Origin of the sequence: Actinomycetospora sp., from assembly GCF_036497245.1 — a bacterium.
GTDB lineage: Bacteria > Actinomycetota > Actinomycetes > Mycobacteriales > Pseudonocardiaceae > Actinomycetospora.
This window is the reverse complement of record NZ_DASXJS010000187.1, coordinates 1-14407: the sequence shown is the minus strand read 5'-3', so window position 1 is coordinate 14407 and position 14407 is coordinate 1. Positions and strand designations below refer to the sequence as shown.

Here is a 14407-nt window from a genome sequence, read left to right as displayed (position 1 = left end):
GGGAACTGGCGCGTCCCGCACACACGTCGGTTCTCGCGGGCGGCCAGCACGGGCGCGAGTGATCACCCGGCGCCCCGCCGTCGTCCGGTATATCGTTAGCCTCAGCAACGAATCCGCGACGACGGAGGTGGTGGTCGTGACGGCGACGCTGGACACCGAGGCAGCGCAGGACCCGGAGCAGGACCCGCAGTACCCGATGGCGAGGCAGTGCCCGTTCGATCCGCCGCAGGAGCTGACCGACATCCAGGCCGAGGAGCCGGTGCGGCGGGTGGCGCTCTGGGACGGCAGCCACCCCTGGCTCGTGACCCGGCACACCGACGTCCGCGCGGTGCTCGCGGACCAGCGGTTCTCCGCGGACACCACCAAGCCCGGCTACCCGCCGTCCTCACCGGGCCAGCTCGCCCGGCGCAAGGACTCGCCGTCGTTCATCTCCATGGACGACCCGGACCACGCCTTCTTCCGGCGCATGCTCATCAGCGAGTTCAGCGTCCGGGCGGTCACGGGGCTGCGCCCGATGATCGAGGAGGCGGTCGACGAGCTCCTCGACGCCATGGCCGCGGGCCCGCAGCCGGCGGATCTCGTCGAGGGGTTCGCGCTGCCGCTGCCCTCGCTGGTGATCTGCCGGATGCTCGGCGTGCCGTACGCCGACCACGGGTTCTTCCAGGCCCACTCACACACGATCATCGACACGCGCTCGACGGTGGAGCAGACACTCACTGCCTCCGACGAGCTGCGCGGCTACCTCGAGGGCCTCGTCGCGCAGCGCGAGGAGGCGGCCCGCGCGGGCGGGGAGGTCGACGACCTGCTCGGCCGGCTCGCCGCGCGCCACGTCGTCCCGGGGGAGATCACCCGCGAACAGGCGGGGTCGATGGGTCTGCTGCTGCTCATCGCGGGCCACGAGACCACCGCCAACATGATCGCGCTCGGCACGCTGACCCTGCTGCGCGACCCGGAGCAGGCCGCGCGGGTGCGCGCGGGCGAGGCGGTGTCCGGCGCGGTGGAGGAGCTCCTGCGGCTCCTGACGGTCGTGCACTTCGGGCGACGGCGGGTCGCGACGGAGGACGTCGAGATCGGCGGCGTGCTCATCCGCGCGGGGGAGGGCGTCATCGCGGCGGGCGAGATCGCCAACCGCGACCCGGAGGCGTTCCCGTCGCCGGGCGAGCTCGACGTCGAGCGCAGCCCGAACCACCATGTCGCCTTCGGCCACGGCGTGCACCAGTGCCTGGGGCAGCAGCTGGCGCGCGCGGAGCTGCAGGTCGCCTACCCGGCGCTGTTGCGCCGCTTCCCCGACCTGCGCGTCGCCGCACCCGTCGAGGACATCCCGTTCCGCGACGCGATGATCGTCTACGGCGTGCACGAGCTGCCCGTGCGGTGGTGACGTGCGGCGCCCGTTCGGGTTGTCGTGAGAAACGCGGCACCGGCCCCTCACGAGTGTTTGGCGGACCGACGGGGACACTGTGACAGCGCGATTCGATCGCGCTGTGGCAAAAAATGTCCGAAATGATCGGGTCTGGGGTCGATGACGGCGAAGGTGCGGCTGCTGGCCGTGACGGTGATCGCGGGGATTCTCGTCGCCGGGATCACGTTCCCGCTGGTCGGGGGCATCGGACTGCTCTCCAACCAGGCCATCCAGGGAGCCCAGGACACGTCGCCGGGCGTGATCGGCGGCGACATGCCGTCCATCACGACGGTGACCGACGATTCCGGTGCGCCGCTCGCGTACCTGTATGACCAGAATCGTCAGATCGTCCGTTCCGACCAGATCGCCGTCACGATGAAGGCGGCCATCGTCGCCATCGAGGACCGACGGTTCTTCTCCGAATCCGGACTCGATCCGCGCAGTATCGCCCGTGCGGTCGTCAACAACGGGTCGGGCGGCTCGACGCAGGGCGCCTCGACCCTGACCGAGCAGTACGTCAAGAACTACGACGAGTACGTCGCGGCGAAGACCCCGGCCGAGCAGCTCAAGGCCACCGAGGCCACGCTCGGGCGCAAGCTGCGCGAGGCGCGGGTGGCCGAGCAGCTCGACCATCAGCTCTCCAAGGACGAGATCCTCACCCGGTACCTCAACGTGGTCTTCCTGGGGAACCAGTCGTTCGGCGTCGCCGCGGCCGCCCGCACGTACTTCAACACCACGCCGGACCGGCTCACCGTCCCGCAGGCCGCGATGCTCGCCGGGATGGTGCAGAGCCCCTCCGCCTTCGACCCGGTGAACCATCCCCAGGCCTCGACCGGCAGGCGCAACGTCGTCATCGACCAGATGCGCGAGCAGGGTGAGATCAGCCCGGAGCAGGCCGCGGCCGCCCAGGCGGCCCCGCTCGGCGTGCAGGCGCCGCTGCACGGGCTCTCCAATGGCTGCGTCGGCGCCGGCGACGCCGGGTTCTTCTGCAGCTACGTGCTCGACTACCTCGACCAGGCGGGGATCACCCCGGAGCAGTTGCGCGCCGGCGGCTACACCGTGAAGACGACGATGAACCGCGCCGCCATGGCGTCCGCGAAGCAGGCGGTGGACGCGCAGGTGCCGCCCACCCAGCCGCACGTGGCGGACACCCTCGCCGTCGTCACCCCGGGGGCGGCCGCCCATCCGGTCACCGCGCTCGTCGCGAACCGCGGGTACGGACTCGACGCGTCGCAGGGTCAGACCACATACGACCTGCCCGCCGAGCCGGAGAACCTCGGCGCCGGGTCGACGTACAAGATCTTCACGTCGGCGGCCTATCTCATGGGCGGCGGCGGGATCTCGAACATCATCCCGGTGCCGCCGAGCGGGTACGCCTCGCCGCTGACCCCCGGCTTCGTGGTTGCCAACGACGGCAACTACCCAGGGCAGCTGAGCCTGCAGGACGCCCTCGCGCAGTCGCCGAACACCGCGTTCGTCAAGCTCGAGGAGACCACCGGGGTCGCCCCGGTCGTCGACATGGCCGTGAACCTCGGGATGACGTCGCTGGCCAAGCCCAGCGAGCCCGGCGGCCCGTCGATCGCCGACACGGTCAAGGCGCAGAACCAGGCCTCGTTCACCCTCGGCGTCGCGCCCACGAGCCCGTTGGAGCTGGCGAACGTCGGTGCCACGCTCGCCTCGCACGGCACCTGGTGCCCGCCGAACCCGGTCACCTCGGTGACCGACGCGACCGGCTCCCCGGTCACCGTCCCGGCGACCGCCTGCCACCAGGCACTGCCCGGCCCGCTCGCCGACACCCTGATGACCGGGATGTCCAAGGACGACCAGCCCGGCGGCACCTCGGCGGCGGCCGCGACGAACGCCCAGTGGAACCGCCCGACGGCCGCCAAGACCGGGACCACCCAGACGTCCGAGTCCGGGGCGTTCGTGGCGGCGACCCCCCAGGAGTCCGGCGCGTCGATCGTGTTCGACGACTCCTCCAACCCGCGCCCGATCTGCAACGGCTCGCCGCCCACCACGTGCTCCACCGGCAACCTGTTCGGTGGCAACACGCCCGCGCAGACCTACTACCAGGCGATGACGCAGATCCTCGGCGCCCAGCCCGTGCTCCCGCTGCCTCCGACCGACCCCCGCTACGTCTCCGGTGGCAACCGCCTCGCGGTCCCGCAGGAGATCGGGCGGCCTCTCGACCAGGCCACGTCGGCACTGCGCGGCGCCGGGTTCGTGGTGACGACGTCGACGGTCGACAACCGCGCGCCCGCCGGCACCGTCGTGGGTCAGACCCCGGCCGGCGGGAGTGGGCAGGCGATCCAGGGGCAGACGATCTCGCTGGTGTCCTCCACCGGGAAGGTCTCGGCACCTCCGGCGGCTCCGGCGGGCTGATCCGGGGGAGGCCGCCGGTCACGCCCACCCGACCGCGCCGCGGTGGTGTGTGGCGCGCGTCGGTTGCGGCCCGCATCGGGTGAATCCCGGGGATGCGGCGACACGAGGCCCGCGGGGCGACGTCCCGCGAGAGGCGGCCCGACCGGTCGCCGCAGCCGTCCCCGGTCCCGGACAGCACACCAGGCCCCGATAGAGAGGAACGCCGTGAGCTCACCGCAGCGGACCGCCGTCATCACCGGGATCACCGGTCAGGACGGCTCCTACCTCGCGGAACTGCTGCTCGCGAAGGGCTACGAGGTGCACGGTCTGGCCCGGCGCGTGTCGTCGGGCGCCACCGCGCGCATCGATCACCTCCTGGCCGACCCGGACGAGGGCCTGCCCGGTGTGGTGCTGCACGAGGGCGACCTGACGGACGCGTCGCGCCTGGTCTCGCTGCTCTCGACGGTGGCGCCCGACGAGATCTATCACCTGGGTGGCCAGTCGGACGTCGCCGCGTCGTTCGCACAGCCCGAGTCGACCGGTGACTCCACGGGGCTGGGCACGATCCGGCTGCTCGAGGCGGTCCGGATGATCGACCTGGACGTCCGGGTGCTCCACGCCGCGTCGGCCCAGATGTTCGGGTCCACGCCGCCGCCGCAGCACGAGGACAGCCCGTTCCACCCGCGCTCGCCGTACGCCCTGGCCAAGGTCACCGCGTACTGGGCCACCCGGTCGGCCCGCGAGATCCACGGGACCCACGCGGTCAACGCGATCCTGTTCAACCACGAGTCGCCGCGGCGGGGGGAGACCTTCGTGACCCGTCGGATCGCCCGCGCGGCCGCGGGTGTCGCGCTCGGTCGCCGGCGCACCGTGACCCTGGGCAACCTCGACGCGGTCCGCGACTGGGGCTTCGCGCCGGAGTACGTCGAGGGCATGTGGGCGATGCTGCAGGGCGACGAGCCCGTCGATCACGTGCTCGCGACCGGCACGGCGTACACCGTCGAGGACTTCGCCCGGCTCTGCTTCGCCCACGTCGGCCTCGACTGGACCCGCCACGTCCGGTTCGACGAGCGCCGCCTGCGCCCGGGCGAGGTGGACACACTCGTGGGCGACCCGTCGAGGGCGGTGCGCGAGCTGGGCTGGCGGCCGCGGACATTCGTGACCGAGCTGGCACGGATCATGGTCGACGCCGAGCTGTCGACGATCGAGGGACCGGTCTCCGGGCTGACGTCGCTGGCAGGATGACGGGCATGTCCGTCACGCACGTCGTCACGTTCACCTGGGTCGAGGGGACCACCCCGGAGACCGTCGAGAACATCCGCGCCCGGTTGCAGGGGTGGATCGACCGTGGAGAGGGGCTCGACGGGCTCACCGCGTGGCACGGCGGCAGCGACCTGGGCCTGGCGGCAGGCAACGCGGCCTTCGGCGTCTCGGCGACGTGCGTCGACCGGGCGGCGTACGTGCGCTACCGCGACCACCCGGAACACCGGGCGATCATCAGCGAGCACATCGCGCCGCACATCGCCACCCGCTCGGCGGTCCAGTTCGAGCACGCGAGCTGACGACGAAGGGCCCGGCCGCTCCGGGAGGAGCGAACCGGGCCCTGGGGAAGTCGGTCGTCGGTCAGGCGGCGCCGGCGGTCGGGGTCGGCTTGGGCCCGTCCGGGAGACGCGAACCGCCGCCGCCTCCACCCGGGCCGTCGTCGTCGGGGCTCTCGTCCGAAGGCGGACCCGCGGCCGGGTCGTCGACCCAGATCGAGATGGTGTCGCCCGGGCTCGCGGTCGCCCCGGCGCGTGGGCGCTGGTTGGTCACGGTGCTGCGCCCCGCCCCGGTGTGGGCCGCGTTCTGCGGGACGGCCAGGAGTCGCGCGTCGAGCGCGGCGTCGTGGGCGTCGGCCGCGGCGAGCCCGACGAGTTCCGGGACGGAGGTCGTGTCGGTGAGGCTGTCGGCCATGTCCCCGACCGTACCGATCGGCGTCGCGGCCTGTGGGCGGTGGCTCCGGGACGCGGCGGATCTCACTGCTCGCAGATAGTTCCCGGATTCGAGCGCGTCACTCGAAAGAAGGAGGACTCGCGCCATCATGTTGGACGTAGAGTAACCGATCGCGCGACGTCCTCGGCAATGCTGGACCAGTGGGCCCGTGGCGGCTGCGCACCCACCACCGAACGTGAGATTCCGGGGAGTCCCGATGCGCGCCACCTATCGTGTCCTGGCCTACCTGCTCGCCCTCGAGGTCGTGGTGCAGGCCGCGGCGATCGCCTGGGCCGTGTTCGGCCTCTCGACCTGGATCGAGAACGGCGGCGTGCTCGACAAGGCGGGCATGGAGAGCGACGCCGTCGTCTTCGACGGCGTCACCGGCTTCATGGTCCACGGCCTCAACGGCCAGATCATCGTCCCGGTGATCGCGCTCGTGCTGTTCATCGTGTCGTTCTTCGCCCGGTTCCCGCGGGCCGTGGCCTGGGCGGGCGCCGCGCTCCTCACGGTGATCGTCCAGGTGGCCCTGGGGATGTTCGCGCACGCGGTGCCCGCGCTCGGGATGCTCCACGGCGCCGTCGCGCTGGTGCTGCTGGTCGTCGCGCTGATCGCCGCCCGCAAGGCGTCCGGCCCGGCGCCGGCCGCGACGAGCACCGAGGCGTCCACGGGCGCGCACGCCGCCCAGGTCTGAGCAGAGGCGGGGCGGGAGGACGGTCGTGCTCGGAACGGACGGAGCCCGCCCCTCGGGTGGGCTCCCCCCGCTCGCACCCCCTCCCGCCCCGGTACGGACCCGGCGTCGTCGGTGGCGCACCCTCGTCGGCGTCGTCGCCGCCCTCGTCGTCGTGGCCCCGATCGCGTGGTTCTGGGCCGCGAGCCTGCCCGCGGGCACCTGGTCGGTCACGGACATGGGCTATCCCGACGACGGCGGCGGCGCCCCGCTCAGGACCGACCACGGATCGATGGCGGGCATGACGGGACGGTCGGTCGACACGCTGCGCCTGCCCGACGGCCCGGCGGACGTCCAGGTCACCCTCGTGGCCCGCGCGCAGACGGTGCGGCTCGCCGGAGGGCAGGTCGTCACCGGGTACACCCTCAACGGCGTCACGCCCGGTCCCGAGATCCGCGCGGTGCAGGGACAGACCGTCCGCGTCCGTCTGGTCAACGCCGACGTCCCCCGCGGGGTGACCCTGCACTGGCACGGCATGAACGTCCCCAACGGTGAGGACGGCGTCGCGGGCGTCACCCAGGACGCGGTCCTGCCCGGCGGGGAGTACGTCTACCGCTTCCGCGCCGACCAGGTCGGCAGCTTCTGGTACCACTCGCACCAGGTCGCCGACGCGCAGGTCCGCGGCGGGCTCTTCGGGGCGCTCGTGGTCGTCCCGCGCGGCACCTCGGCCGCGCCCTCACCGACCGACGTCACCGCGCTCGTGCACCTCTACGACGGACGACGCACCGTGAACGGGGTCGGCGGCGACCTCGCCGTCCCGGCCGCGCCCGGCGCCGTCGTGCGGGTGCGGGTGACGAACACCGACAGCGGACCGATGCGCGCGTGGTCGTCGGCCCCGTACCGGGTGCTCGCCGTCGACGGCAGCGACGTGCGCGGGCCCATCCCGGTGAGCGGGTCCGCGACCCAGGTGACCGCGGGCGGGCGGGCGGACCTGGAGGTGACCGGCCCGGCGCGGATCGAGCTCGGCGGGTCGGCGGTCGTCGTCGGGAACCCCACGACGGGAACGACGCAGCTCGCGCCGGCGCCGAGGACCGCCGTCGACCTGCTCACCTACGGCACGCCGACCCCGCTCGACCGGTCGACCCTCGGCTTCGACCCGAGTGCCCCGACGCGCGTCTTCGACTACGCCATCGGCCGGCGCCCCGGCTTCGTGAACGGGGTCCCGGGGCTGTTCTGGACGATCAACGGCGGCATGTACCCCGACGTGCCGATGTTCATGGTCCGCGAGGGCGACGTGGTGCGCATGCGGATCAGCAACTCCTCCGGCGAGGTCCACCCGATGCACCTGCACGGGCACCACGCCGTCGTCCTCGCCCGCGACGGCGTGCCCGCCACCGGAAGCCCGTGGTGGATCGACTCGCTCGACGTCCCCGACGGCGCCTCGTTCGACGTCGCGTTCGTCGCCGACAACCCGGGCATCTGGATGGACCACTGCCACAACCTCGCCCACCCGGGCCAGGGCCTCGTCGCGCACCTCATGTACGAGGGGGCGACGACGCCCTACCGGGCCGGGTCGGACACCCCGAACGATCCGGAGTAGGTCGGCCCTTCCGATACCCGGGCTGTGTCAACGATGCGGCACCGCTGACGCTGGACGTCAGCAACTCCACATCCTCGGCGCGGGGGATCAGCCGGCCGGTGCCCACAGGTCCCGGGAGATCGCGAGGTCGACCGCCGCGATGCGCACCCGCTCGGCGACCGGCCGGCGGCCCGGCGCGGAGCAGACGAGCAGGTAGTCGCCGGGTCGGGGCACCTCGAGGGCGTACGAGCCGTCCTCGGCGGTCCGGGCCCGCCCGACCTGCGCGCCGTCGGAGGCGTCGATGAGGGTCACGGTGGCGGTGACGCTCGCGGACCCGGCGGCACCGTCGAGCACCCGCCCGACCAGGCCTCCCTCGACCGGCCGGGCCAGGGGAGCGGGCGCGGACACGGTGTCCGGTCCTCCCCAGGGGTCCTGGCCGACGGGCAGCTCCCGAGCCGACGTCCCGAGCCCGCTCGTGCTCGCGGTGGCCGGAACGGCGTGCGGGCGTCCCGCGGGCACGATCGAGGCGCAGACCACGGCGCCGATCACGAAGATGATCGAGGCGACCACGAACGCCCGGTCGTAGCCGGCCAGGGCGGCGGTGCGCGGCGAGGTGCCCGCGACGGCGAGGGCGGCCGCGGTGGCCGTGCCCGCGATCGAGGACAGCAGGGCGGTCCCCACCGAGCCGCCGACCTGCTGCATGGTGTTGACGGTCGCCGACGCGACGCCCGCGTCGGCCCGGTCCACGCCCAGCGTCGCGGTGTTGATCGAGGTCGACATCGCGGTGCCCATGCCGAGGCCCATGAGGATCAGCGGGCCGAGCACGCTGCCCGCGTAGGTCGAGTCGGGGGACAGGAACGAGAACCAGAACAGCGCGCCCGCCCCGAGGAGCAGACCCACGAAGATCAGCGGCTTCGGGCCGACCCGGGGCAGGAGCAGGGCAGGCATCGTCGTCGACGCCGACATGATCGAGGCGACCATCGGCAGCATCGCGACCCCGGTCAGCACCGGCGTGAGCCCGAGGTACTGCTGCAGCACGTAGGCCAGGAAGAGCGTCACCCCGAACATGCCGGTCGTGAGCACGAGGATCGTCAGGTACGACCCGCCGCGGTGGCGGTCGAGCAGCACCCGCAGCGGGAGCAGCGGTGCCGAGACCACCCGCTGGATCACGACGAACGCCACGAGCAGCACGACGCCGACGGCGAGGAACGCGTAGACGACGCCGGACGTCCAGCCGTCGGTCTCGGCGGTCGCGAACCCGAAGACGATGCAGAAGAGGCCACCGGACGCGGTGAGCGTGCCCCAGATGTCCAGGCGCGGGCGGCGCTCGGACGGGTGCGCAGGCAGCAGGAGGAGGGCGCCGACCATCGCGATGAGCGCGAAGACGACGTTGACGTACATGCACCAGCGCCAGTCGAAGTACTCGGTGAGGGTCCCGCCGAGCAGCAGCCCGATCGCGGCGCCCGACCCGGCCAGCGCGGAGAACACCCCGAACGCGCGGGCGCGGTCGCGACCGGCGGGGAACGTCGTCGTCAGCAGGGACAGCGCGGCGGGCGCGAGCAGGGCGCCGAACGCGCCCTGCAGGGCCCGGGCCCCGACCAGCAGTCCGAAGCCGGGCGCGAGCCCGCCCAGCACCGAGGCCACGGCGAACCCGATGAGCCCGACGACGAACGCGGCCTTGCGCCCGAACAGGTCGGAGAGCCGCCCGCCGAGCAGCAGCAGGCTGCCGAACGCGAGGGCGTAGGCCGTGACCACCCACTGCCGTTGGGCGTCGGAGAACCCGAGGTCCGCCTGGGCGGAGGGCAGCGCGATGTTCACGATCGAGTTGTCGAGGATGACCATCAGCTGGGCGACGCCGATCACGGCGAGGATCCACCAGCGTCGCGTCGGGGCGAGCGATGCGACGGGGGATGGTGGGGATGCGGTCACGAGCACCACGCTATGACCTGAAGTGCACTCGACGTCCAGTGTGATCCACGACGCCGACGGTGATCTCGCGGGCGAGAGGGCCGACGCCGTCGAGCGGCGGCTGCCGCAACACCGCTGCAACCCTTGCCGCGCACGCTCCGGCGGGTGACGGTGGTCACCGGATCACACGGGGCCCGCTCCGGGCCCCGCACGAGGAGAAAGAGGTGCGCCGTGACCCAGACCCTGGACCGTCCCGGGAGCGATGTCGGTGCCCGCGTCGAGTCGTGGGTGTCGGCGTTCCAGGACGCCCTGACCGCGCGGGACGTCGATCGCGTGGTCTCGCTGTTCGCGAGCGAGTGCTACTGGCGCGACCTGGTCGCGTTCACCTGGAACATCAAGACCGTCGAGGGCACCGACGAGGTCGCCGACCTGCTGCGCTCGGTGCTCGACGGCGTCGACCCGACGAAGTTCGCCGTCTCCGGCGAGGCCAGCTCGGCCGACGGTGTCGACGACGCCTGGCTGACCTTCGAGACCGCGGTGGGCCGGGGGACCGGTCACGTCCGCCTCGTCGACGGCAAGGCCTGGACGCTGCTCACCACCCTCGACGAGCTCAAGGGCCACGAGGAGAGCCAGCGCGAGAACCGCCCCAAGGGCACGCTGCACGGCGCCGACCCCGACCGCGAGACGTGGAAGGAGGAGCGCGAGCGGGAGGCGGAGGAGCTGGGCTACTCGCGCCAGCCGGAGGTCGTGATCGTCGGCGGCGGCCAGGGCGGCATCGCGCTGTCCGCGCGGCTGCGCCAGCTCGGCGTCGAGGCGATCGTCGTCGAGCGCAACGAGCGCCCCGGCGACTCCTGGCGCAAGCGCTACAAGAGCCTCGCCCTGCACGACCCGGTCTGGTACGACCACCTGCCCTACATGCCGTTCCCGGACAACTGGCCGGTGTTCGCGCCCAAGGACAAGATCGCCGACTGGCTCGAGATGTACGCGCGGGTCATGGAGATCAACTACTGGGGCTCGACGACGGCGGAGTCGGCGACCTTCGACGAGGCCGAGGGTCGGTGGACGGTGGAGGTCCAGCGTGACCGCGGCAACGGCCCCGAGGAGGTCGTGCTCCGCCCGCGTCAGCTGGTCTTCGCGATGGGCGTCTCCGGCAAGCCGAACAAGGTCGAGTTCCCGGGCATGGACCGCTTCCGCGGCGAGATCCAGCACTCCTCGGAGCACGCCGGGCCCACGGGCTACGAGGGCAAGAAGATCGTCGTCGTCGGCTCGAACAACTCCGCGTTCGACATCTGCGGCTCGGCCTGGGAGGCCGGCGCCGACGTGACGATGGTGCAGCGCTCGTCGACCCACATCATCAAGTCGGACACGCTGATGGAGCTCGCGCTCGGGGGGCTGTACTCGGAAGAGGCGGTGCGGAGCGGGATCACCACCCGCACCGCTGACCTGGTCTTCGCCTCGCTGCCCTACCGGATCATGGCGGGCTTCCAGAAGCCGGCCTACGACGAGGCCAAGGTCCGCGACGCCGAGTACTACCAGCGGCTGCGCGACGCCGGGTTCGACCTCGACTTCGGCGACGACGAGTCCGGCCTGTTCATGAAGTACCTGCGCCGCGGCTCGGGCTACTACATCGACGTGGGTGCGGCCGAGCTGGTCGCGGACGGCCGGGTGAAGCTGGCCAAGGGCCAGGTCGCGGAGTTCACCGAGACCGGGGTGCGCCTCGACGACGGCACCGAGCTCGAGGCCGACCTCGTCGTGCTCGCCACCGGGTACCGCTCGATGATCACCTCGGTGGCCGACCTCATCGGCTCCGACATGGCCACCAAGGTCGGGAAGGTGTGGGGCCTCGGCTCCGACACCACGAAGGACCCCGGCCCCTGGGAGGGCGAGCAGCGCAACATGTGGAAGCCCACCCAGCAGCAGAACCTGTGGTTCCACGGCGGCAACCTGCACCAGAGCCGCCACTACTCGCTCTACCTCGCGCTCCAGCTGAAGGCGCGTCAGGAGGGCATCGACACCCCGGTGTACGCCCTCCAGTCGTCGCACCACGCGGAGTAGGACCGGGTACCGATGTCAGAAAAGTCCCGTTGCTGTCGCTGGACGTCAGCAACGGGACTTTTCTGACATGTGGCCACGGGGTCCCGACGGCGGGTGCGGGGCCCGCGGCACCGGGGTAGGCAGGGGGCATGGAGTACACGAAGCTCGGCTCGACCGGCCTGGACGTCTCGCGGATCTGTCTCGGGTGCATGAGCTACGGCGAGGCCAACGACCGCTGGCCCTGGGCGCTGCCCGCCGACGACGCCAAGCCGTTCTTCTCCGCCGCCCTCGACGCGGGCGTCAACTTCTTCGACACCGCGGATGTCTACTCCGGCGGCACCTCGGAGGAGATCACCGGCCGCTGGCTGAACCAGATGGCGAACCGGGACGAGACCGTCGTCGCCACCAAGGTCTTCAACCGGATGCGCCCGGGACCCAATGGCGCGGGCCTCTCCCGCAAGGCGATCATGACCGGGATCGACCACTCGCTGCAGCGCCTGGGCATGGACTACGTCGACCTGTACCAGATTCACCGCTTCGACCCCGAGACGCCGCTGGAGGAGACGCTCGAGGCGCTCCACGACGTCGTGAAATCCGGCAAGGCCCGCTACATCGGGGCGTCTTCGATGTTCGCGTGGCAGTTCGCGAAGGCGCTGCACCTGCAGGACGCGAACGGCTGGGCGCGGTTCGTGACGATGCAGGACCACTACAACCTGCTCTACCGCGAGGAGGAGCGGGAGATGCTGCCGCTGTGCGCCGACGAGGGCGTCGGGTCGATCCCGTGGAGCCCGCTCGCGCGCGGCAAGCTGACCCGCGACTGGGACGCCTCGACGACCCGGGGTGAGACCGACGAGTTCGGCAAGACCCTCTACCAGGACTCCGACCGCCATATCGTGGAGAAGGTCGCCGAGATCGCCGACAAGCGCGGTGTGTCGAGGGCCCAGGTCGCGCTCGCGTGGGTCATGGCCAACCCGGTCGTGGACTCGCCGATCATCGGGGCCACGAAGCTCGAGCACCTGCACGACGCCGTCGCCGCGGTGGACCTGCAGCTCGACGACCGGGAGCTGGCCGAGCTCGGCGAGCGGTACAGCCCGCGCGGAATCGCGGGACATCGGTAGGTGGCCTGCGGCCTCGTGAGCACCAATCCGTGCTATAGCACGGAGTATGGGGAGCACGCCGATAGGGCTCACGAGCACGGAGCGCACCTCACCGGAAGGGGGCACGACATGGGCCACGTGATCGTCGGGGCGGGTCTGGCCGGCGCCAGAGCCGCGGAGGCACTCCGCGCGGACGGGTACGAGGGCCAGGTGGTGCTGCTCGCCGCCGAGGGCCGGCGGCCCTACGAGCGACCTCCGCTGTCCAAGGAGTACCTCCAGGGAGCGGCCGGCCTGGACGCGGTGTACGTCCACCCGCCCGACTGGTACTCCGAGCACGACGTCGAGCTGCGCGTCGGCGCGGAGGTCGGCGAGATCGACCGGTCCGCCGCCGAGGTGGTCCTCGCCGACGGCGCCCGGGTGCCCTACGACTCCCTGCTGGTGGCCACCGGCTCGTCGCCCCGCCGCCTCGGTGCCCCCGGCGCCGACCTCGACGGCGTGCACTACCTGCGCACCCTCGATGACAGCGACCGTCTCCGGGAGGCGCTCGGGAGCGCCGCGCGGGTGGCGGTCGTCGGCGCCGGCTGGATCGGCCTGGAGGTGGCGGCCGCGGCCAGGACCGCGGGCAGCGAGGTCACCGTGCTCGAGGCGGCGGAGGCGCCCCTGCTGGCGGCCCTCGGCCCGGAGATCGCGGCCGTGTTCGCGGACCTGCACCGCGAGCACGGCGTGGACCTGCGACTCGGCGTCCACGTCGCCGAGATCGTCGGCAAGGACGGCGCCGTCGCGGGTGTGCGCTTGGCCGACGGGGCGGTCGTCGACGCCGACGTGGTCGTGGTCGGGATCGGCGCGACCCCGAACACCGGGCTCGCCGAGCGCGCCCGCCTGCCGCTGGACAACGGCATCGTCGTCGACGAGCACCTGCGCACCGGCGACCCGCGCATCTTCGCGGCGGGCGACGTCGCGAGCATCCCCTACCCGGCGCTCGGGCGACGCCTGCGCGTCGAGCACTGGGCCACCGCGGAGCACAGCGGTGCCGCGGCCGCGCGCGCCATGCTCGCGCCCGAGGACCCGGCCACGGTCTACGACCGGCTGCCGTACTTCTTCACCGACCAGTACGACCTCGGGATGGAGTACACCGGCTACGCCGCCCCCACCGACCCGGGCCACTCAGTCGAGCTCGTGGTCCGCGGTGACCTGACCGGGCGGGAGTTCATCGCCTTCTGGCTGCGCGAGGGGCGGTTGGTGGCCGGGATGAACGTGAACGTCTGGGACGTCACCGAGGACATCGAGCGCATGATCCGCTCGGCGGCCCCGCTCGACACCGGGCGCCTCGCCGACCCCGACGTCCCCCTGGGTGCCTTCGGCACGTGAGCACTTCCGGGTGTCCGGAA

Annotated in this window: 11 protein-coding genes; 9 read left to right on the top strand and 2 right to left on the bottom strand. The window is 72.3% G+C overall.

Features of this window, described 5'->3' with window-relative positions:
- Positions 1 to 136: 136 nt before the first annotated feature.
- The 4 genes from VGI02_RS19585 to VGI02_RS19570 all read left to right on the top strand — a co-directional run bounded on the left by VGI02_RS19585 (position 137) and on the right by VGI02_RS19570 (position 5322).
- Positions 137 to 1378: a cytochrome P450 gene (locus VGI02_RS19585; protein WP_331629933.1), complete on the top strand. Its 1242-nt coding sequence runs from the start codon at positions 137 to 139 to the stop codon at positions 1376 to 1378.
- A gap of 141 nt (positions 1379 to 1519) precedes the next feature.
- On the top strand, positions 1520 to 3781 hold the full coding sequence (locus VGI02_RS19580) for a transglycosylase domain-containing protein (protein WP_331629931.1): 2262 nt from the start codon (positions 1520 to 1522) through the stop codon (positions 3779 to 3781).
- Between the two features lie 204 nt (positions 3782 to 3985).
- Complete coding sequence (locus VGI02_RS19575) at positions 3986 to 5005, top strand: GDP-mannose 4,6-dehydratase (RefSeq protein ID WP_331629930.1); 1020 nt, start codon at positions 3986 to 3988, stop codon at positions 5003 to 5005.
- 5 nt (positions 5006 to 5010) lie between these two features.
- On the top strand, positions 5011 to 5322 hold the full coding sequence (locus VGI02_RS19570) for a Dabb family protein (RefSeq protein ID WP_331629929.1): 312 nt from the start codon (positions 5011 to 5013) through the stop codon (positions 5320 to 5322).
- A 61-nt stretch (positions 5323 to 5383) separates the two neighbouring features.
- Here VGI02_RS19570 and VGI02_RS19565 read toward each other — a convergent pair whose 3' ends face one another.
- Positions 5384 to 5713: a PASTA domain-containing protein gene (locus tag VGI02_RS19565; protein ID WP_331629927.1), complete on the bottom strand. Its 330-nt coding sequence runs from the start codon at positions 5711 to 5713 to the stop codon at positions 5384 to 5386.
- Between the two features lie 235 nt (positions 5714 to 5948).
- Here VGI02_RS19565 and VGI02_RS19560 point away from each other — a divergent pair, with 235 nt between their 5' ends.
- The gene (locus VGI02_RS19560) at positions 5949 to 6425 is read left to right on the top strand and encodes a hypothetical protein (RefSeq protein ID WP_331629925.1); all 477 of its coding nucleotides are present in this window, start codon (positions 5949 to 5951) and stop codon (positions 6423 to 6425) included.
- A 25-nt stretch (positions 6426 to 6450) separates the two neighbouring features.
- Complete coding sequence (locus tag VGI02_RS19555; RefSeq protein ID WP_331629923.1) at positions 6451 to 8001, top strand: multicopper oxidase family protein; 1551 nt, start codon at positions 6451 to 6453, stop codon at positions 7999 to 8001.
- Between the two features lie 87 nt (positions 8002 to 8088).
- Here VGI02_RS19555 and VGI02_RS19550 read toward each other — a convergent pair whose 3' ends face one another.
- Entirely contained in the window at positions 8089 to 9909 is a 1821-nt protein-coding gene (locus VGI02_RS19550; RefSeq protein ID WP_331629921.1) for an MFS transporter, read from the bottom strand.
- 210 nt (positions 9910 to 10119) lie between these two features.
- On the opposite strand from VGI02_RS19550, the gene VGI02_RS19545 reads away from it, so the two are divergent.
- From VGI02_RS19545 to VGI02_RS19535, 3 genes are all read left to right on the top strand, one after another.
- Positions 10120 to 11943, top strand: a complete 1824-nt coding sequence (locus VGI02_RS19545; protein WP_331629919.1) for an NAD(P)/FAD-dependent oxidoreductase — start codon at positions 10120 to 10122, stop codon at positions 11941 to 11943.
- Between the two features lie 128 nt (positions 11944 to 12071).
- A complete protein-coding gene (locus VGI02_RS19540; RefSeq protein WP_331629917.1) occupies positions 12072 to 13040 on the top strand; it encodes an aldo/keto reductase in 969 nt (322 codons plus the stop codon).
- A 108-nt stretch (positions 13041 to 13148) separates the two neighbouring features.
- The gene (locus VGI02_RS19535) at positions 13149 to 14387 is read left to right on the top strand and encodes an NAD(P)/FAD-dependent oxidoreductase (RefSeq protein ID WP_331629915.1); all 1239 of its coding nucleotides are present in this window, start codon (positions 13149 to 13151) and stop codon (positions 14385 to 14387) included.
- The last annotated feature ends 20 nt before the right edge of the window (positions 14388 to 14407 follow it).

What these genes read in the sequence shown, in the direction of transcription:
- VGI02_RS19565 (WP_331629927.1), bottom strand. Translation starts at nt 5,713, where the DNA reads ATGGCCGACAGCCTCACCGACACGACCTCCGTCCCGGAACTCGTCGGG.
- VGI02_RS19535 (WP_331629915.1), top strand. Translation starts at nt 13,149, where the DNA reads ATGGGCCACGTGATCGTCGGGGCGGGTCTGGCCGGCGCCAGAGCCGCG.
- VGI02_RS19570 (WP_331629929.1), top strand. Translation starts at nt 5,011, where the DNA reads ATGTCCGTCACGCACGTCGTCACGTTCACCTGGGTCGAGGGGACCACC.
- VGI02_RS19560 (WP_331629925.1), top strand. Translation starts at nt 5,949, where the DNA reads ATGCGCGCCACCTATCGTGTCCTGGCCTACCTGCTCGCCCTCGAGGTC.
- VGI02_RS19580 (WP_331629931.1), top strand. Translation starts at nt 1,520, where the DNA reads ATGACGGCGAAGGTGCGGCTGCTGGCCGTGACGGTGATCGCGGGGATT.
- VGI02_RS19540 (WP_331629917.1), top strand. Translation starts at nt 12,072, where the DNA reads ATGGAGTACACGAAGCTCGGCTCGACCGGCCTGGACGTCTCGCGGATC.